General features: G+C 73.2%; 17 protein-coding genes, 1 tRNA gene and 1 other RNA gene. 12 read left to right on the top strand and 7 right to left on the bottom strand.

The window, feature by feature from the left end:
• Positions 1 to 9 precede the first annotated feature (9 nt).
• Positions 10 to 1254 carry a tyrosine-type recombinase/integrase gene (locus tag ACIBCA_RS15410; protein ID WP_396283370.1) on the top strand — a complete coding sequence of 415 codons (1245 nt, stop codon included), beginning with the start codon at positions 10 to 12 and terminating at the stop codon, positions 1252 to 1254.
• 56 nt (positions 1255 to 1310) lie between these two features.
• Here the strand turns inward: ACIBCA_RS15410 and ACIBCA_RS15405 are convergent, their stop codons facing one another.
• Positions 1311 to 1760 (bottom strand): DUF5994 family protein, encoded by a 450-nt coding sequence (locus ACIBCA_RS15405; protein ID WP_396283369.1) that lies wholly within the window; start codon positions 1758 to 1760, stop codon positions 1311 to 1313.
• Positions 1761 to 2014: 254 nt separating this feature from the next.
• Between ACIBCA_RS15405 and ACIBCA_RS15400 the strand changes: the two genes are divergently transcribed.
• Complete coding sequence (locus ACIBCA_RS15400; RefSeq protein WP_396283368.1) at positions 2015 to 2440, top strand: CBS domain-containing protein; 426 nt, start codon at positions 2015 to 2017, stop codon at positions 2438 to 2440.
• Positions 2441 to 2477: 37 nt separating this feature from the next.
• Here the strand turns inward: ACIBCA_RS15400 and ACIBCA_RS15395 are convergent, their stop codons facing one another.
• Both ACIBCA_RS15395 and ACIBCA_RS15390 read right to left on the bottom strand, forming a co-directional pair.
• Positions 2478 to 2927, bottom strand: coding sequence for an ATP-binding protein (locus ACIBCA_RS15395; protein WP_396283367.1), 450 nt, complete (start codon positions 2925 to 2927; stop codon positions 2478 to 2480).
• 223 nt (positions 2928 to 3150) lie between these two features.
• Positions 3151 to 3235, bottom strand: a tRNA-Ser gene (locus ACIBCA_RS15390).
• Positions 3236 to 3343: 108 nt separating this feature from the next.
• On the opposite strand from ACIBCA_RS15390, the gene ffs reads away from it, so the two are divergent.
• The 10 genes from ffs (at position 3344) to ACIBCA_RS15340 (ending at position 13293) form a co-directional block, all read left to right on the top strand.
• Positions 3344 to 3440: signal recognition particle sRNA small type (gene ffs / locus ACIBCA_RS15385), an RNA gene on the top strand.
• A 63-nt stretch (positions 3441 to 3503) separates the two neighbouring features.
• A complete protein-coding gene (locus ACIBCA_RS15380) occupies positions 3504 to 5684 on the top strand; it encodes a DNA polymerase III subunit gamma and tau (protein WP_396283366.1) in 2181 nt (726 codons plus the stop codon).
• A 67-nt stretch (positions 5685 to 5751) separates the two neighbouring features.
• Entirely contained in the window at positions 5752 to 6090 is a 339-nt protein-coding gene (locus ACIBCA_RS15375) for a YbaB/EbfC family nucleoid-associated protein (RefSeq protein WP_396283585.1), read from the top strand.
• A 203-nt stretch (positions 6091 to 6293) separates the two neighbouring features.
• Positions 6294 to 6893 carry a recombination mediator RecR gene (recR, locus tag ACIBCA_RS15370; protein ID WP_396283365.1) on the top strand — a complete coding sequence of 200 codons (600 nt, stop codon included), beginning with the start codon at positions 6294 to 6296 and terminating at the stop codon, positions 6891 to 6893.
• The gene (locus ACIBCA_RS15365; protein ID WP_396283364.1) at positions 6886 to 7566 is read left to right on the top strand and encodes a DUF5063 domain-containing protein; all 681 of its coding nucleotides are present in this window, start codon (positions 6886 to 6888) and stop codon (positions 7564 to 7566) included. Before recR ends, ACIBCA_RS15365 begins: the two co-directional genes overlap by 8 nt.
• 321 nt (positions 7567 to 7887) lie before the next feature.
• Positions 7888 to 9168, top strand: coding sequence for an aspartate kinase (locus ACIBCA_RS15360; protein ID WP_396283363.1), 1281 nt, complete (start codon positions 7888 to 7890; stop codon positions 9166 to 9168).
• A 31-nt stretch (positions 9169 to 9199) separates the two neighbouring features.
• Positions 9200 to 10267 (top strand): aspartate-semialdehyde dehydrogenase, encoded by a 1068-nt coding sequence (locus ACIBCA_RS15355; RefSeq protein ID WP_396283362.1) that lies wholly within the window; start codon positions 9200 to 9202, stop codon positions 10265 to 10267.
• Positions 10268 to 10824: 557 nt separating this feature from the next.
• Positions 10825 to 11349, top strand: coding sequence for a SigE family RNA polymerase sigma factor (locus ACIBCA_RS15350; RefSeq protein ID WP_396283584.1), 525 nt, complete (start codon positions 10825 to 10827; stop codon positions 11347 to 11349).
• Positions 11342 to 12433 carry a hypothetical protein gene (locus tag ACIBCA_RS15345; RefSeq protein ID WP_396283361.1) on the top strand — a complete coding sequence of 364 codons (1092 nt, stop codon included), beginning with the start codon at positions 11342 to 11344 and terminating at the stop codon, positions 12431 to 12433. Before ACIBCA_RS15350 ends, ACIBCA_RS15345 begins: the two co-directional genes overlap by 8 nt.
• Positions 12434 to 12492: 59 nt before the next feature.
• Complete coding sequence (locus ACIBCA_RS15340; protein WP_396283360.1) at positions 12493 to 13293, top strand: SURF1 family protein; 801 nt, start codon at positions 12493 to 12495, stop codon at positions 13291 to 13293.
• Between the two features lie 17 nt (positions 13294 to 13310).
• Here ACIBCA_RS15340 and ACIBCA_RS15335 read toward each other — a convergent pair whose 3' ends face one another.
• From ACIBCA_RS15335 to ACIBCA_RS15320, 4 genes are all read right to left on the bottom strand, one after another.
• Positions 13311 to 13712, bottom strand: a complete 402-nt coding sequence (locus tag ACIBCA_RS15335; RefSeq protein ID WP_396283359.1) for a hypothetical protein — start codon at positions 13710 to 13712, stop codon at positions 13311 to 13313.
• Positions 13709 to 15547: a S9 family peptidase gene (locus ACIBCA_RS15330; RefSeq protein WP_396283358.1), complete on the bottom strand. Its 1839-nt coding sequence runs from the start codon at positions 15545 to 15547 to the stop codon at positions 13709 to 13711. The genes ACIBCA_RS15335 and ACIBCA_RS15330 overlap by 4 nt, the downstream gene beginning before the upstream one ends.
• A gap of 151 nt (positions 15548 to 15698) precedes the next feature.
• Positions 15699 to 17123: an MFS transporter gene (locus ACIBCA_RS15325; protein WP_396283357.1), complete on the bottom strand. Its 1425-nt coding sequence runs from the start codon at positions 17121 to 17123 to the stop codon at positions 15699 to 15701.
• A 124-nt stretch (positions 17124 to 17247) separates the two neighbouring features.
• Positions 17248 to 17628: a nuclear transport factor 2 family protein gene (locus ACIBCA_RS15320; protein ID WP_396283356.1), complete on the bottom strand. Its 381-nt coding sequence runs from the start codon at positions 17626 to 17628 to the stop codon at positions 17248 to 17250.
• Positions 17629 to 17635: the final 7 nt, after the last annotated feature.

Raw genomic sequence — 17635 nt, 5'->3', positions numbered from 1 at the left:
GGAAACCGAATGACGAACACCCGCAAGCCCAACGGCGACTCCTCGATCTACCAGGGCAGCGACGGCCGCTGGCACGGTCGCGTCACGGTCGGCGTCAAGGACGACGGCACTCCCGACCGCCGCCACGTCAGCGCCAAGACCCGCCCCGAGGTCACGGCCAAGGTCCGCAAGCTGGAGAAGCTGCGTGACGACGGCGCCGTGCCCAGGGCCGGCCAGAAGTGGACGGTCGGCAAGTGGCTGACCCACTGGATCAAGGAGATCGTGCCGGGCACTGTCGGCGAGAACACGTACGCCGGATACGAGGTCGCTGTCCGCGTGCACCTCGTTCCCGGCCTCGGCGCGCACCGCCTGGAGAAGCTGGAGCCCGAGCACCTGGAGCGCTTCTACAAGAAGATGCAGGCCAGCGGCAGCGCCGCCGGTACTGCCCACCAGGCCCACCGCACGGTCCGGGTAGCCCTCGGCGAGGCGGTTCGGCGCCAACATCTCACCCGCAATGTGGCCACGATCGCCAAGGCCCCGAAGCTCGAAGAGGAGGAGGTCGAGCCGTTCGAGATCGAGGAGGTCCAGGCGCTCATGGACACGGCGCGCAAGCGCCGCAACTCCGCCCGCTGGATCTTCGCGCTGGCCCTCGGCCTCCGTCAGGGCGAGGTGCTCGGGCTCCAGTGGAAGGACGTCGACTTCGCCCGAGGCGTCGCGTGGGTGAAGCGCGGCCGACTTCGGCCCAAGTACCGGCACGGCTGCGGCGACCGCTGCGGGCGCAAGCCCGGCTTCTGTCCGAAGAAGGAGCCGATCCGGCGCGAGACCAAGGACACCAAGTCCCGAGCCGGGCGACGCGCGGTGCCGCTGCCCGAGCAGCTCGTCGCGATCCTCCGGCTGCACAAGGAGGAGCAGGACCGCGAGCGGGCCCTCGCCCGCGACCTCTGGACGGACAAGGGCTACGTCTTCACCTCGGAGACCGGCGAGCCGCTCAACCCCAGCACCGACTACCACCACTGGAAGCGACTCCTGCGCGAGGCCGGCATCCGCGACGGCCGCCTCCACGACGCCCGCCACACCGCCTCGACCGTCCTCCTCCTGCTCGGCGTGCCGGAACGGATTGTCATGGCGATCATGGGCTGGTCCTCGACCTCGATGGCCCAGCGCTACCAGCACGTCACCGAGCCGATGCTGCACGACGTCGGCAAGAAGATCGGCGCGGCCCTGTGGGGCGCCGGGGCCGAGGTCGCCGACGGTCATGGCGAAAGCGTCGCGTAGCTCAGCATCGAAGGCTCCGCTCATGAGCAGTCCGGCATCGTCAGATGCCGGACTGCTCATCCGAGCAGGAGTTTGGCTGCCGGGGTGTGGTTTCCGGTTTCTGCGGCACCTGCCATCGCTGAGGAGGCGTTCTCCGGGGTGGTGAGTGGCGGTACGACCAGGAGGAGGAAGTGGTCCTGGAAACCCCGGGTGACACTGATGGTTGCGTCACTGCCAGCGAACCAGTTGATTTTGACCATCAGGCCGTTCGCCGCGAGGGATCGGGGCACCCCGTCCCAGGCCGAGGTGTCGAGGCCGACCCGGACGATGGGCCCCAGGTGGGCGCTGAGCGCGGTGATCAGGTCCGGGAGCTCGGCCAGGATGTGGTTCGAGCGGGGCCACCACGCGCCGTCGAAGATCCCCTCCCGGGACATCGTCGGCTCCAGCACCAGGCGCGGCAGCAGCGGAACACCGGGCACGGACCACGGCCCGGGGGAGGAAGGAGTGGGGAGGGGGATCGGCATCATGTGGGGCCGCCCGTCCGGTCCGTGAGGGACCACTCATGACCTAGGGCGACACCAGCGCGAATGCCGATATTCGGAGAGTCCTCGGTTGTCTCCCACGCTACTCCGCAACGGGCTCCCTGGGGCGGTCCGGCCGCAGGAGTACGCTCGAAACCATCCAGGGCACCCCGTATTCCGGCACTCGTTCCGGCTTCGTTCTGGGTGAAGGACGTTCCGGACAGCCTCGGGCGAGCCCGGAGACGGGAACGGTGAACACCGTGACCACTCATTCCCCGCAGTCGACACGGCCGGGCCACGGCCTCACGGTCGCTGACGCCATGGACCCCTGCGACTACCAGATCGCCGACGACAGCACCGTCGACCAGGCCAACGACATCTTCCACAGCGCCCACGTCGAGTACCTGCTCGTGCGCGACCACAACGGCCGGTGCGAAGGACTGGTCACCCGCGCCGGCCTCCACCCGTTCCTGGCCCGTTCCTGGGACGCCGAGCGGACCGCGATCAGCGCCACCTCGCACCAGCGCGGCCCGTTCACGTGGCCGACCATGGGTCTGGCCCTGGCCGCGCTCGCGATGCGGATCAAGCACCTGGCGGTCTGGCCCGTCGTCGACGAGGACGACCACATCCTTGGCGTGCTCACCGCGGACCGTGCCGCTGTCCTGCTCACCCCCGCGCCCGTCTGAGCCAACGCGCCCTGCCTGCACACCGGCTCGCCGTCTGTCACAACGGCTTCTGGCTGGCACGGCGACGGTCCTGTGGCACACGGTCGGGCTGTTTCGGGCGGAGGAGGAGATCAGCCCACACGGTCTTGCGAGAGCCAGCGCGAAAGGTGCCCCAGGCCACGGCGATGCGTTCGACTATGAACAGGCCATGGCCACCGATCTGCCCGGGCCGGTGGCTGGTCAAACGGTCGGGCAACGTGATGCCGGGGCAAGGATCAGTAACGGCGATACGCAGGCGCGAGCCGTCGCGGGCCAGGTCCAGGGCGACGGGGCCGGCGGTGGTGCGCCGGATGGCGTTGGTCAGCAGTTCCGCGACAACGAGCTGAGCGTCGTCGACGGTGGACGCTGGGAGGAAGTGCCAATCGGCTAGGAACTGACGGGTGAACGCCAGCCCTTCGCTGACAAGGGCGGCTTCCCGATCGCCGGTGAAGATCAGATGGCGGTTCACGGCTGTGGAGCTGTGGTGACCTCCCACGGTGGGCCTCCAACTGCCCAGGCGAGTTTCCTCGCCTCAAGGCGGCTACCCGTCCGGGCTGGAGCTATGTCGTGTCCGTCCCGGGCAGAGGTTCGCGCCCGTGCGGGCGAACTGAGACCAGAACTGAGACCAGGACACGAAGAAGGCCCCGGCCGGGAACCCGGTCGGGGCCTTCAACTGCCTTGCTAGGCAAAGGCGGAGGATACGAGATTCGAACTCGTGAGGGATTGCTCCCAACACGCTTTCCAAGCGTGCGCCCTAGGCCTCTAGGCGAATCCTCCGTGGGAGAGCTTAGTACATGTTTCGGGGTGCTCGCGACCACCTATCCCGCAGGCGGGAGGGGTGGGGTGGCCTGTGGATCGTGGGGGTGGGAATCCGGTAGTGTGGGGGTCAGCCCCTCGTGTGGCGCTATCTCTTTGAACCCCCCCAGGGCCGGAAGGCAGCAAGGGTAGGAGAGCTCTGGCGGGTGCACGGGGGGTCTTCGCGTTCTCGGGGGCGGGGGCGGGAGGGGCGCCGCGTTTGTCGGTCCGTCCCGATATCGTCGGGGGTGTGTCCCTAGCCCTGTACCGCCGCTATCGCCCCGAGACCTTCGCGGAGGTCATCGGGCAGGAGCACGTGACCGCTCCGCTCCAGCAGGCCCTGCGCAACAACAGGGTCAACCACGCGTACCTGTTCAGCGGGCCGCGCGGGTGTGGCAAGACGACGAGTGCGCGCATCCTGGCCCGTTGTCTGAACTGTGAGCAGGGGCCGACGCCGACGCCCTGCGGGGAGTGCCAGTCCTGTCGGGACCTGGCGACCGGGGGGCCCGGGTCGATCGACGTGATCGAGATCGACGCCGCCTCGCACGGTGGTGTGGACGACGCGCGTGAGCTGCGGGAGCGGGCGTTCTTCGCGCCGGTGCACAGCAGGTACAAGATCTTCATCCTGGACGAGGCGCACATGGTGACCTCGGCCGGGTTCAACGCGCTGCTCAAGGTGGTGGAGGAGCCGCCGGAGCACCTCAAGTTCATCTTCGCGACCACCGAGCCGGAGAAGGTGATCGGGACGATCCGGTCCCGGACGCACCACTATCCGTTCCGGCTGGTCCCGCCCGGCACGCTGCGCGACTACCTGGCGGACGTCTGCGGGCGCGAGGGCATCCAGGTCGAGGACCCGGTGTTCCCGCTGGTGGTGCGGGCGGGCGCGGGTTCGGTGCGTGACTCGATGTCGGTCATGGACCAGTTGCTGGCGGGGGCCACCGAGGGCGGCGTGACGTACCAGATGGCGACGTCGCTGCTGGGGTACACGGACTCGGCGCTGCTGGACGAGGTGGTGGACGCGTTCGCCGCGCACGACGGGGCGACGGTGTTCGAGGTCATCGACCGGGTGGTCGAGGGCGGGCACGATCCGCGGCGCTTCGTGACGGACCTGCTGGAGCGGCTGCGCGACCTGGTGATCCTCGCCACCGTGCCGGAGGCGGGGGAGAAGGGGCTGATCGACGCCCCGGCGGACCGGATCGCGGTGATGCAGGCCCAGGCGGACGGGTTCGGCGCGGCCGAGCTGAGCCGGGCTGCGGACATCGTCAACACCGGGCTGACGGAGATGCGCGGCAACGCGGCGCCGCGGCTGCAGCTGGAGCTGATCTGCGCCCGGGTGATGCTGCCGGGCGCGTACAGCGACGAGCTGTCGCTGCAGGCGCGGCTGGACAAGCTGGAGCGGAGGGCGGCGGCGGGTGGCGTCATGCCTGCGGCCGTGCCGATGGCGGCGCCGCCGGTTCCCATGGCTGCTCCGGCGGCTGCTCCGGTGACGGAGGCGCCTGCCCCCGTGTTCTCGCCCGCCCCGACGCCTGCTCCGGCGCCCGCTCCCGCGCCTTCCCCGGCGCCCGCCCCCGCGCCGCAGCCGGCGGCTCCCACCGGCCCCGCGCCGGGCGCCTGGCCGATCCCGCGCAGCTTCCCGTCCGGCGGGGGCGCCCCCGCCGCGCCCCCGGCGCCGCAGGCACAGCCACAACCGCAGGCCCCCGCTCCGGCGCCCGTGGCGCCCACGCCCGCCCCGGCACCGGCACCTGCCCCCGCCCCCGGCGCCCAGCCCTCCGCGGCCGCGCAGCAGGGCGCCGCGCAGGTGCGCCAGCTGTGGCCGCAGATCCTGGAGGCGGTGAAGAACCGCCGCCGCTTCACCTGGATCCTGCTGAGCCAGAACGGCCAGGTGGCCGGCTTCGACGGCAGCGTGCTCCAGGTGTCGTTCATCAACGCCGGCGCCCGCGACAGCTTCGTGAGCAGCAGCAGTGACGACGTGCTGCGCCAGGCGCTGTCCGACGCCCTGGGCGTGGACTGGCGCATCGAGTGCATCGTCGACCCGTCCGGTGGTGTCGGTGGCGCCGGCGGTCCCGGCCCGAGCGGAGGCGGGGGCGGTGGAGGCGGTGGAGGCTGGGGCGCCCCGGCCCGTCCGGCCGCTGCCGCCGCGCCCGTGCAGGCCCCGCCGGTGTCCGTGCCGCAGCCGCAGCCCCAGGCGCCCGTCCAGCCCCCGGCTCCGCCGCAGGCCGTCCAGGCGCAGCCCGTGCAGCCCGCGCCGGTTGCGCCCGCCAGGCCCGTGCAGGCTCCGCCGCAGCCTCCGGCCCCGGTGGTGGCGCCGGAGGACGACATCCCGGAGGCGGACGATCCGGACCTGGTCGAGGAGGCGTTCTCCGGTCAGGAGCTGATCATCCGCGAGCTGGGTGCCACGGTGCTGGAGGAGATCCACCACCGCGGCAACTGATCGGCACGTAGGCTCGTCGATGACGACGAAGGCTTCGAACGACAGCAACGACAGCAAGGAGAGTGCCGTGTTCCCCGGTGGCGGCCAGCCCAACATGCAGCAGCTGCTCAAGCAGGCGCAGAAGATGCAGCAGGACCTCGCCCAGGCGCAGCAGGAGCTGGCCGAGGCGAGGGTGACCGGTACGGCGGGCGGCGGCCTGGTCGAGGCGACGGTGACCGGTTCGGGCGTGCTGGTGGCGCTGACCATCGCCCCGGCCGCGGCCGACCCGGAGGACACCGAGACCCTGGCCGACCTGGTCCTGGCGGCGGTGCAGAACGCCACCCAGGAGGCGCAGAAGATGCAGGCCGAGCGCATGGGCCCGCTGACCCAGGGCCTCGGCGGCGGCATCCCCGGCCTGCCGTTCTAGTCCGGGCCGGGTTCCGGGCCGCCGCTGTGCGCAGCGCAGTGGTTCAAGACGGAACCATGTGATTTATGTGGGAGTCGGGCGTCGGGCGGTGTGTCCGGCGCCCGATTCGTTGGATGATGGCACCGGACACCGACGACCATCAGCACGACCGGCTACCGGCTACCGGAGACCGCCGGAGCGACCACCAGAGGGAAGGCGCGACGTTGTACGAGGGCGTGGTTCAGGACCTGATCGACGAGTTGGGCAGGCTGCCCGGCGTCGGGCCCAAGAGCGCCCAGCGGATCGCCTTCCACATCCTTCAGGCCGACCCGACCGACGTGCGCCGTCTCGCGCACGCGCTGCTGGAGGTCAAGGACAAGGTCCGCTTCTGCGCGGTCTGCGGCAACGTCGCGGAGGCCGAGCAGTGCCGGGTCTGCCTGGATCCGCGGCGCGACCTCGCGGTGATCTGCGTGGTCGAGGAGCCCAAGGACGTCGTCGCCATCGAGCGCACCCGCGAGTTCCGCGGCCGCTACCACGTGCTGGGCGGCGCGATCAGCCCCATCGAGGGCGTCGGCCCGGACGACCTGCGCATCCGCGAGCTGCTCGCTCGCCTCGCGGATGGCACGGTCACCGAGCTGATCCTGGCCACCGACCCCAATCTGGAGGGGGAGGCGACCGCCACCTACCTGGCCCGGCTCTGTAAGCCGATGGGCCTGAAGGTGACCCGTCTGGCGAGCGGTCTGCCCGTCGGCGGGGATCTGGAGTACGCGGACGAGGTCACCCTCGGCCGCGCCTTCGAAGGGAGACGACTGCTCGATGTCTGACCGGACGACCAACCAGCAGCCCACGGGTCCCGAGGCCCACACCCACGCGAACGGCTCGGAGCCGGACGACTTCGCCGTGCAGATCGCCGACTCGGTGGCGAGCTTCGTGCTCGCCGTCACCGAGGTCGCCAAGGGCGACGAGCCGGGCAGTGCGGTCTCGCTGCTGCTCCTGGAGGTCTCGCAGCTGCTGCTGGCCGGCGGCCGGCTGGGTGCCATCGAGGACGTCGTCCCGGAGGACCGCTTCGAGCCCGACACCGGGCCGGAGCCGGACGGCGAGCAGCTGCGCGAGCGCCTCGCCGTGCTGCTGGCGCCGATCGACGTCTACCACGAGGTCTTCGACCCGTACGGTCCGCCGGAGAAGCCGAACGCCTTCCGGATCTCGGACGACCTGGCGGGGGTGGTCGGCGAGCTGCAGCACGGGCTGACGCACTACCGCGAGGGCCGGGTCAGCGAGGCGCTGTGGTGGTGGCAGTTCTCGTACCTGTCCAACTGGGGCACGACCTGCTCGGCGGTGCTGCGGGCGCTGCAGTCGCTGATCGCGCACGTCCGGCTGGACAGCCCGATCGGTGCGGCGGCGGACGGCGCGGACACGGACGACGACGGGCTCACCGACGAGCAGCTGGAGCAGCAGGCCGGCGACCTGATGGCGGCGGAGCTGGGCCTCGGGCGCTGAGAGCGTCGGGCGAACCGGAGCCGAGAACGTCGAGCGAACCGAAAATGTGATGCACACCTCAGCGGGGCGGCCGGAAAAGAAATCCGGCCGCCCCGCCGTGCGTCCCCCCGACGATTCTTCGGGCGGGCGCCCGATGTCCCGCAGACCTGCCGGTGCGGCCTCCGGACCCCCGCTCACGTGCTGAAACGAGCGTCTCATCATATGGAAGACCCCGGTCGGGGCGTACCCGCTCGCTAGACTGGCGCCGACCGCACACCCCCCTCCACCTGGGGGGAACGGGGGCCGATGCCCCCGGAAAACGACACTAGTCGAGGAGCGCACGTGGGCCTTGTCGTGCAGAAGTACGGCGGCTCATCCGTTGCGGATGCCGAGGGCATCAAGCGCGTGGCCCGTCGAATCGTTGACGCCAAGAAGGCCGGCCATGAGGTCGTCGTCGTGGTGTCCGCGATGGGCGACACGACGGACGAGCTCATCGAACTCGCGGAGCAGGTGTCACCTCTCCCTGCCGGCCGTGAGTTCGACATGCTGCTGACCGCTGGAGAGCGCATCTCCATGGCGCTGCTGGCCATGGCGATCAAATCCCTGGGCCACGAGGCGCAGTCCTTCACGGGCAGCCAGGCCGGTGTCATCACGGACTCCGTCCACAACAAGGCGCGCATCATCGACGTGACGCCCGGTCGCATCCGCACCGCGCTCGACGAGGGCAACATCGCGATCGTGGCGGGCTTCCAGGGGGTGTCGCAGAGCAGCAAGGACATCACCACGCTGGGCCGCGGCGGCTCCGACACCACCGCCGTCGCCCTCGCGGCCGCGCTCAGGGCCGAGGTCTGCGAGATCTACACCGACGTGGATGGCGTCTTCACCGCCGACCCGCGCGTGGTGAAGAAGGCGCGGAAGATCGACTGGATCGCGTACGAGGACATGCTCGAGCTGGCATCCTCGGGCTCGAAGGTGCTGCTCGACCGCTGTGTCGAGTACGCCCGTCGCTACAACATCCCGATTCACGTACGCTCGTCCTTCTCGGGTCTCCCCGGGACGATCGTCAGCAACGAGAACCCGAACAAGCCCGAAGGGGGCGAGATGGAGCAGGCCATCATCTCCGGAGTCGCCCACGACACCTCCGAGGCCAAGGTCACCGTCGTCGGCGTGCCCGACAAGCCCGGCGAGGCGGCGAGCATCTTCCGCGCCATCGCCGACGCCGAGGTGAACATCGACATGGTGGTGCAGAACGTCTCCGCCGCGTCGACCGGCCTGACCGACATCTCCTTCACCCTGCCGAAGACCGAGGGCCAGAAGGCCATCGACGCGCTCGGCCGGGTCAAGGACGGCATCGGCTACGAGTCGCTGCGCTACGACGACGCGATCGGCAAGATCTCGCTGGTCGGCGCCGGTATGCGCTCCAACCCGGGTGTCACGGCGTCCTTCTTCGAGGCGCTGTCCGCCGCGGGCGTCAACATCGAGCTGATCTCCACCTCGGAGATCCGCATCTCGGTCGTGACCCGCGCCGAGGACGTGCCGGAGGCCGTCCGCGCCGTGCACAGCGCCTTCGGCCTGGACAGCGAGAGCGACGAGGCCGTCGTCTACGGCGGCACCGGGCGGTGACGTCCCTGCGGTCGAGCCGGGGCCCCGGGCGGTGACCGGGCGCCCCCACCTCGCCGTCGTCGGCGCCACCGGCGCGGTCGGCGAGGTGCTGCTCGGTCTGCTCGCGCTCCGGCGGGACGTCTGGGGCGAGATCCGTCCCGTCGCCTCCCCGCGCTCGGCCGGCCGTACGGTCGCGGTGCGCGGGGAGAGCGTCCCGGTCCTCCCGCTGACGGAGGAGGCGCTCGCCGGGATCGACGTGGCCGTGTTCGCCGTCCCCGCCGTGGTCGCCGCGCAGTGGGCGCCGATCGCGGCGGCCAAGGGCATCGTGGTGGTCGACGGCTCGGCCGCGTTCCGCGCCGACGAGGACGTCCCGCTGGTCGTCCCCGAGGTCAACTCCGCGGCGCTCAGGCTGCGTTCGCGCGGCATCGTCGCCAGTCCGGCCGCCACCACCCTCGCGATGACGGCGGCGCTCGGCGCGCTGCACGCCGAGTACGGGCTGGCGCACCTGGTCGTCGCCACCTACCAGGCCGCCAGCGGCGAGGGCCGGGCCGGGGAGACGGCGCTGCGCACCCAGACCGCGCTGGTGACCGGCACCACGGCGGGCCGCCAGACCGGCGACCTGCGGGCGGTGATCGCCGAGGACGGGCCGTTCGCCGCCCCGCTCGCCCACAACGCGGTGCCCTGGTGCGGCGGCGCGCCGGGGGACGGCGGCTGGTCCGGCGAGGAGCTGGGGCTGCGCGCCGAGACCCGCAGGATCCTGGGCCTGCCCGCCCTCAAGGTCTCCGCCACCTGTGTGCGCGTGCCGCTCGTACGGACCCACGCGCTGGCCGTGCACGCCCGCTTCGAGCGCGAGATCACGCAGGAGCACGCGCAGGACATCCTGCGGGACGCGCCCGGCGTCGTGCTCTACGACGACCCGGCGGCCGGGGAGTTCCCCACCCCGAACGACGCGGTCGGCACGGACCCGGTCTGGGTCGGCCGGGTGCGGCGCGCCCTCGACGAACCCGAGGCGCTCGACCTGTTCCTCTGCGGCGACAACCTGCGCAAGGGGTCGGCCCTGAACCTGCTGCAGATCGCCGAACTGGTGGCCGGTGAACTGACGCCGGGTCGGGAGCCGTAGGAGACACCGGGGTCGCCGCCTCCACCCCGTACGGGCGCCGGTTCGTCACGAGGGTGTCCGTTCCTCGACACGATCCGTCCGGAATCCCCCGCAATCCCCTGGAGACGGCTTCCGTCGATGCGGAAGAATGGGCCCGGGCCGGGCAACCATGACAGGGGATCGAGTGTCCAACGGGCGTGGCGAACGTGTTGGTGGGGGTAAGGGCGGGCGTTCCGGCGGGGGCCGTGATGCCGTTCCCGTCGCGCTACCCGTGGCCTGCGAGTAGGCCGGACGACGACCAGATGACCGCGGTCGCACCTGGTCCGGCGGGCTCCGGTGCCGATCCCGGGCCCGACGCGGACGCCTGCGCGAAAACGGGCGGGAGCGCCGACGCGAACGCCGCCACGGACGCCGACGCAAGTGCCGCCACGAGCGCCGACGCGCGTGCGGGTACGAGCGCCGACGCGCATGCCGAAGTGCGTGCCGAAGCGCGTGCCGATGTGAGCGCCGATGTGAATGCCGTCACCTCCGCGGCCGGTGCCACCGTCGCCGAAACGGCGGGGGCGCGAACCGGCGCGCTGCCGGGCGCGCGCCTCGGTGCGCACATCGGAACGAGCGAGGACCTGCTCACCGAGACCTACCAGGCGCACTACCGCTCCCTGCTGCGGCTCGCGGCCCTGCTCCTCGACGACCTCTCCACCTGCGAGGACGTCGTCCAGGAGGCGTTCATCAGGGTCCACGCCGCCCGCCGCCGGGTGCGCGAACCCGAGAAGACCCTCGCCTACCTCCGCCAGACCGTCGTCAACCTGTCCCGCTCCACGCTGCGCCGCCGGATCCTCGGCCTGCGACTGCTGCCGAAGCCCATGCCTGACATGGCCAGTGCAGAAGAAGGTGCCTACGATGCGTTGGAGCGCGACCAGTTGAAGGCCGCGCTGCGTGGTCTGCAACGCCGTCAGCGGGAGGTTCTGGTGCTGCGTTACTTCGTGGACATGACGGAGGCGCAGGTCGCCGACACCCTGGGCATCTCGCTCGGATCGGTGAAGGCCTACGGATCGCGCGGACTCGCCGCCCTCCGCATCCAGATGGAGGCCGGTCATGGCTGACGGGCTCTCGCCCGAGGAGCGGGCCGTCCGGGCGCTGATGCACCACGCCGTCGACGGGATCCACCCCGATCCCACCGCGCTCACCCACCTCCGGCGGGCCGTACCCCGGCGCCGGGCCGCCCGCCGGGGCGCCTGGACGGGCGCGGCGGCCCTCGCCCTGGCCGTCGCCGTCGCCCTGCCGGCCCTGCACGACGGTGAACACCTGGGCCTCTCGGGCGGGCCCGGATCCCCGGGCGCCAGGGGCCCCTCCGTCACCGGCCCCGGCAGCGCGACGGGCACCGCCGGCGGCGACACCGGCTCGACCCGCCCCGGCCGGGACGGCGGGGGCGGCACCGTGGTGCCCTCCGGGGTGTCCACCGCCTCGCCCAGCCCCGGGAGCGGCAGCCCGGCCGCGACCGCCAGCCCCGGCGCCACCCCCGTCCTCGTACCGCTCTGCACCCGCTCCGACCTCGGCCAGGGCGCCGCACAGGTCGGCGCGGCGGACGCGGCGGGGCGGGTGTACGGCTCGTTCACCGTCTACAACGTCTCCGGACGCAGCTGCCGCCTCGGCGGGCCCGGCGCCGTCGCGGTCACCGCCGTCACGGGCGCCGACCGCGCCCGGGTCCGTACCGCCGACCACGCCCCCGGCGACCCGGCGGACGGGCTGCCCGCGATGGACACCGAACCGCCCGTCCTCGCCCCGCAGGCGGGCTACCGGGTGCCGTTCGCCTGGGTCCCCGACCAGACCTGCGGCGCCGGGACCGGCCCCTCCACCGGGACCGGCCCCAACCAGCCCGCGGCCGCCGCCAGCCGGGCCCCCGCCGCCACCGAGGCCCCGTCCGTCGGCGGCTCCGCGGCGCCGTCGGCCAACCCCGAGCCCACCACCACTCCGACCGCCAACCCCACCGGCGCCCCCAGCCCCACCAGCACGGCTCCCACCGGCAACCCCAGCGCCACCCCGGCCACCGCCACCATCGCCCACACCCCGGCGCCGGGCAGCCCCACGGCGGCCACGGCCACGGTGCCCGTCCCCTGCTCCGGCACCCTCTACCGGGGCGGCGTCCAGCCCGCGGGGGCGTCGGCCGGATCGCCCACGGCGCGCTGAGGCCGGGAGCGGGGCCCCTGTGGTCGGGGCGGGTGTGAGGAGTGGTTACCGTGGGGGGTGTGTACCGGTTCCTCCTCACTCCCCGCTGGCTGAGCGGCACCGCACTGGCCGTGGCGGCCGTGGCGGTGTGCGTCTGGCTGGGCTCCTGGCAGCTCGGGCGGTTCGAGGACCGGGTCTCGACGCACCGGGAGAACAAGCAGTCCGCGACGGCCGCCGGTGACGCCCGGCCGATCGACGACCTGCTGAACGAGGCGGCGCCGCAGGTGTCCACCGTGACGGTCGGCAAGTCCGTCAGCGTCAGCGGCAGCTACGACCTGGAACACCAACTGCTCGTCCCCAACCGGGTGTTGGACGGCAAGCAGGGCTACTACGTGCTCACCCCGCTGCGCACCGCCGACGGCCACGCCGTCGCCGTGGTGCGCGGCTGGGCCCCGGGGACGCCCGCCGTCGCGCCCGGGGCGCCCGCCATCGCGCCCGCGCCGCCCGGCGGTGCGGTCACCGTCACCGGGCGGCTCCAGGCGAACGAGTCGGTGGGCAGCAACGGCGCGGTGGCCGGCGGGCTGCCGGCCGGGGAGCTCGGCATGATCAACCGGGCGTCGCTGCTCAACGTGCTGTCGTACGACGGCTGGTACGACGGCTGGGTGGCCGCCGACGAGCCGCCCGCCGGGCTGACCGCGGTGCCGACCGTCGAGCCGCAGGGCGGGGACGGGCTGACGCTGCGCGCGTTCCAGAACCTGGGCTACACCCTGGAGTGGTTCGTCTTCGGCGGGTTCGTCGTCTTCATGTGGTTCCGCCTGGTGCGCCGGGAGGCGGAGGCGGAGCAGGACCGGGCCCTGGGGCTGGACCCGGTCCTGGACTGAGTCACCTCTTCACCGAGTCACTTCTTCGGCGCCGTCGCGGGCCCGCCGGGCCCGCCGGGCAGTACGGGCGAGGATGGCTTCGAGGGAGTCGGTGCCGACGCGCCGTGGCAGTGGCCGTACCCGCCGTCCGTGCCGTCGCTCGAGTCGTGGTGGTCGATGTGGTGGTGCACCGTCCGTCCGGGCTTCGACCCCCCGCCGCCGGAGCCCTTGGAACCCTTCGACCCCTTCGCGGCCCGGTCCGTCCCGGGCGCGTCGGCGGAGCGGTAGGAGGAGGCCAGGGGCGCCGCCGTCACCGGGGAGGCCGACGCGACCGGCGCCGGGGGCGGGCAGGCCGCCTCGTCGCCGTGCGAGCCCGAGCAGCCGGCGAGCACCAGCACCCCGGCCACCGCCGCCCCCGCCAGCGTCAGGCGACGCCTCACACCGGCCCCCGGTCCGCCTCGAGGTGCCGGCGGACGAAGTCGATCTCCAGCCGCAGCTGCTTGATCCGCTCCTCCACCACCAGCGACCCGTGCCCGGCCTCGTACCGGTACACCTCGTGCGGCTTGCCGAGCGCCGCCAGCCGCTCCACGTAGTTGTCGATCTGCCGGATCGGGCAGCGCGGGTCGTTCACCCCGGCGCTGACGTAGACCGGCACCCGCACCCGCTCGACGTACGTGAGCGGGGAGGAGGCGGTGTAGCGCTCCGGGACCTCCTCCGGGGTGCCGCCGAAGAGCGTGCGGTCCAGCGACTTGAGCGCCTCCATCTCGTCCGCGTACGCCGTGTGGTAGTCCGCGACGGGCACGGCGGCGACGCCGAGCGACCACAGCTCGGGCTGGACGCCGAGGCCGAGCAGGGTGAGGAAGCCGCCCCAGCTGCCGCCGGAGAGGACGACCCGGTCCGGGTCGGCGAGGCCGCTCTCCACCGCCCAGGCGCGGACGGCCGCGATGTCCTCCAGCTCGATCAGGCCGATCCGCTCGCGCAGCGCGTCCGTCCACGCCTGGCCGTAGCCCGTGGAGCCGCGGTAGTTGACCCGGACGACGGCGTAGCCGTGGTCCAGCCAGGCGGCCGGGCCGGCGGCGAAGGAGTCGCTGTCGTGGTGCGTCGGGCCGCCGTGGACCTCGAACACCGTCGGGTACGGGCCCTGCCCGCCGGCCAGCCGCTGCACCAGGGCGTGGACCCGGCCGCCGGGCCCGTCCACCCAGACGTCCTCGACGGGGACGGACCCGGGCGGCACCGCGCCCGGCGCCCGCAGCACGACCGTCCCGGCGGTGGAGCGCACGGCGGAGGGCTCGGCGGCGGAGGACCACAGGTACTCGACGGTGCCGTCCGGGCGGGCCGTGGCGCCGCCGACGGTGCCGCGCGGGGTGTCCACCCGGGTGAGCCGGCCATCCGCGAGGGAGTACGAGAACAGCTCGCTGCGCGCCTCGTACTCGTGCTCGACGAGCAGCTCGGCGGCGCCGGGCCGCCACTGCGCGGAGACGTCGCCGGGCAGCTCGCGGCCCTGCTCGTCGCGCAGCGGGAGGGCGGTCTCGGCGCCGGTGGCGACGTCCCAGATCATCGGCTCCCAGCGGCCGGTGCGCTGGTGCGCGACCAGCATCCGGGTGTCGCCCTCGACCGGGGCGAAGCCCAGGCAGGCGACGCCGCGCGGGTCGTCCCGGCCGGTGACCTCGTCGAGCTCGGCGACGGGCTCGATGCCGCCGTCCGCCGTGATCCGGTAGACGCGCAACGCGGAGTGCATGGCGTCGCCGTGCTCGGTGTGGTCGACGGCGAGCAGGGAGGCGTCGTGGCTGAGATCGGCGACGCCGCCGTACTCCTCGTGCCGGTAGACCTCGAGGGCCTCGGCGGCGCCGGGGCGGCGCAGGTGCAGGGTGGTGCCGTGCTCGTCGGTGGAGCGGCCGACGACCACCGTGCCGTCGCGGCCGAGCGCCAGGCCGGCCGAGTAGGAGGCGGCCAGGCCCGGCACGGCCTCCTCGTCGGGGCCGCCGGTGAAGGGCTGGCGGCGCCAGACGCCGAACTCGTCGCCGTCCTGGTCGTCGAACCACCACACCCAGGCGCCGTCCGGGGACAGTTCGGCGTCGGTGGTGCCGTTCGGACGGTCGGTCACCCGGCGGTGGGCGCCGGTGGCGCGGTCCCAGGCGTAGACCTCGTAGGTGCCGGTCGCGTTGGACACGTACAGCGCCCGGTCGGGGGCGTCCTCCGCCCAGTCCGGCAGTGACACCCGGGCCGCCCTGAACCGCTGTTCCCACGCCGGAACGGCGCTCTTCTCCTCGCTCATCCGACCATCCAACCCGATCCGGGTGACGGAACGGAACGGGCGGGTGTACCCGGCGCTTCGCGACGTTGGGGGCGGGGCTTCGCGATCCTCGGGGGTGGGGCGTCGCGATCCTCGGCGGCGGGGCTTCGCGACGCTCGGGGGCGGGGTGTCGTCATCCGCGTGGCCGGTGACGGTTCGGCAGCAGCCGGACCAGCGCCACCAGGGTCGCCTCCAGCCCGGCGAGGGCCAGGACGCTGCGCCCGAAGGCGGCGGTCGGATCCCCGGCGCCGTAGTAGACCAGCCCGATCAGCGCCACGCCGAGCGCCCCACCGACCTGCTGCACGGTGGACACCACCCCGGCCGCCGAGCCCGCCAGCCGTGGGTCGGCCGCCGCCAGGACCACGGAGGTGACGGGCGCGATCACCAGGCCCATGCCGAGCCCGTCCACGAACAGCCCGGGCGCCAGCCACCACACGTCGGCGTCCGGCCCCTCGTAGGCCGCGAGGGCCAGCAGGAGCAGCCCGGCGGCCATCAGCAGGGCGCCGACGGTGATCGTCCGGGGCTCGCCGAGGCGGGCTGTGACGCGGTGGGTGACGTTGGAGGTGAGCAGGTAGCCGAGGCCGATCGCGGTGAACACCAGGCCCGCGCCGAGCGCGTCCAGGCCCCGGCCGAACTGGAGGTGCAGGGCGAGGACGAGGAAGAAGGAGCCCTGGCCGAGCACGAAGGCGAGCTGGGCGAGCAGCCCGGTGCTGAACGTCCGCTCGCGGAACAGCCGGGTGTCGACCAGCGGGGAGCCGCCGGCGCGGGTCGCGCGGTGCTGGTGGACGGCGAAGAGGGCCAGCAGGACGGGCGAGGTGATCAGACACAGCACCGTCCAGAGCGGCCAGTCCAGACCGGGGCCCTGGATCAGCGGCAGCACCAGGCCCGTCAGCGCGACGGTGACCAGCAGCACGCCCACCGGGTCCAGCCCGGGGCGCTGCGGGGCGCGGGACTCCGGCAGGCAGCGGCCGACGGCGGCGAGCGCGGCCAGGCCGACCGGCAGGTTGATCAGGAAGCAGCTGCGCCAGCCGAGCCCGAGGAGGTCCGCGTGGATCAGCAGCCCGCCGATCAGCTGGCCGAGCACCGCGCCCAGCCCCAGCGTCAGCCCGTACCGGGCGAAGGCCCGTGCCTGCGCCGCGCCCTCGAACGCGGTGCGCAGGATCGCCAGCACCTGCGGGCCCATCAGCGCCGCCGCCAGGCCCTGCGCCACCCGGGCGCCGACCAGGGCGGATGCGGTGGGGGCCAGTCCGCAGGCGGCGGAGGCGAGGGTGAACAGGGCCAGGCCCAGGGCGAACATCCGGCGGCGGCCGTAGCGGTCGCCCAGGCGTCCGGCGGTGACCAGCCCGGCGGCGAAGGCCAGGCCGAAGCCGGCGACCACCCACTGGACGGCGGCGGGGCCGGCGCCCAGGTCGGACTGGAGGGAGGGGATGGCGACGTTGACGACGAAGACGTCGAGGGCGGTCATGAAGGTGGCGGTCAGGACGACCGGGAGCAGGCCCCGAGGGGGTGCGGGGCTCGCGGCCGGTCTGCTGTCGATCCGGCGGAGGGCGGTGCTCATCTCGGGCTCTCCTCAGGGGGGTTGGGGCCGCCGGGAGGGTTCTGGGCCCTCCCGGCGGGGGGCTCCGGTGTCGGGACGGGGTCTCCGGCGCCGGGGTGGGGCTCCGGCGTCGGGGGAGGGGGCCTCAGGCGCCGGGGACGCGGTCGAGGAAGCCGTACACGGCGCCGATCCGACCGTCGGGGGTCGCGGTCAGCACGTCGAAGCCGATGACCAGGGGCTCCTCCGCCCCCTCGGGGCCGAGGTTCCAGGTGAACCGGGCGATGTCGTGGTGCGCGTCCACCGGGCCGAGGGTGAAGCGCATGCCGGGGAACTGGGCCTGGGCGGCGCCGAGCAGCCCGTCGATCGCCTCCCGGCCGGCGACGGCGGCGAGCGGGTCGGTGTAGCGGCCGTCCTCGGCCCACACCTCGTCGACCAGCTTGCGGCGGGCGGCCGGGTCGGTCTCGTTCCAGGCGGCGAGGTAGCGCTCGGCGAGCTGCTGGAGGGTGGCGGTGGTGATCGCGGTCATGGTCGAC

The sequence above is a fragment of the Kitasatospora sp. NPDC051170 genome (genome assembly GCF_044455705.1).
Classification (GTDB): Bacteria; Actinomycetota; Actinomycetes; order Streptomycetales; family Streptomycetaceae; genus Kitasatospora.
This window is presented reverse-complemented; position numbering and strand designations above follow the sequence as displayed.

Excerpts from the sequence above, each read along its gene's own strand:
- ACIBCA_RS15405 (WP_396283369.1), bottom strand. The coding sequence starts at position 1,760 with ATGATGCCGATCCCCCTCCCCACTCCTTCCTCCCCCGGGCCGTGGTCC.
- ACIBCA_RS15325 (WP_396283357.1), bottom strand. The coding sequence starts at position 17,123 with ATGAGCACCGCCCTCCGCCGGATCGACAGCAGACCGGCCGCGAGCCCC.
- ACIBCA_RS15320 (WP_396283356.1), bottom strand. The coding sequence starts at position 17,628 with ATGACCGCGATCACCACCGCCACCCTCCAGCAGCTCGCCGAGCGCTAC.
- ACIBCA_RS15330 (WP_396283358.1), bottom strand. The coding sequence starts at position 15,547 with ATGAGCGAGGAGAAGAGCGCCGTTCCGGCGTGGGAACAGCGGTTCAGG.
- ACIBCA_RS15345 (WP_396283361.1), top strand. The coding sequence starts at position 11,342 with ATGGCTGACGGGCTCTCGCCCGAGGAGCGGGCCGTCCGGGCGCTGATG.
- ACIBCA_RS15365 (WP_396283364.1), top strand. The coding sequence starts at position 6,886 with ATGTCTGACCGGACGACCAACCAGCAGCCCACGGGTCCCGAGGCCCAC.
- ACIBCA_RS15410 (WP_396283370.1), top strand. The coding sequence starts at position 10 with ATGACGAACACCCGCAAGCCCAACGGCGACTCCTCGATCTACCAGGGC.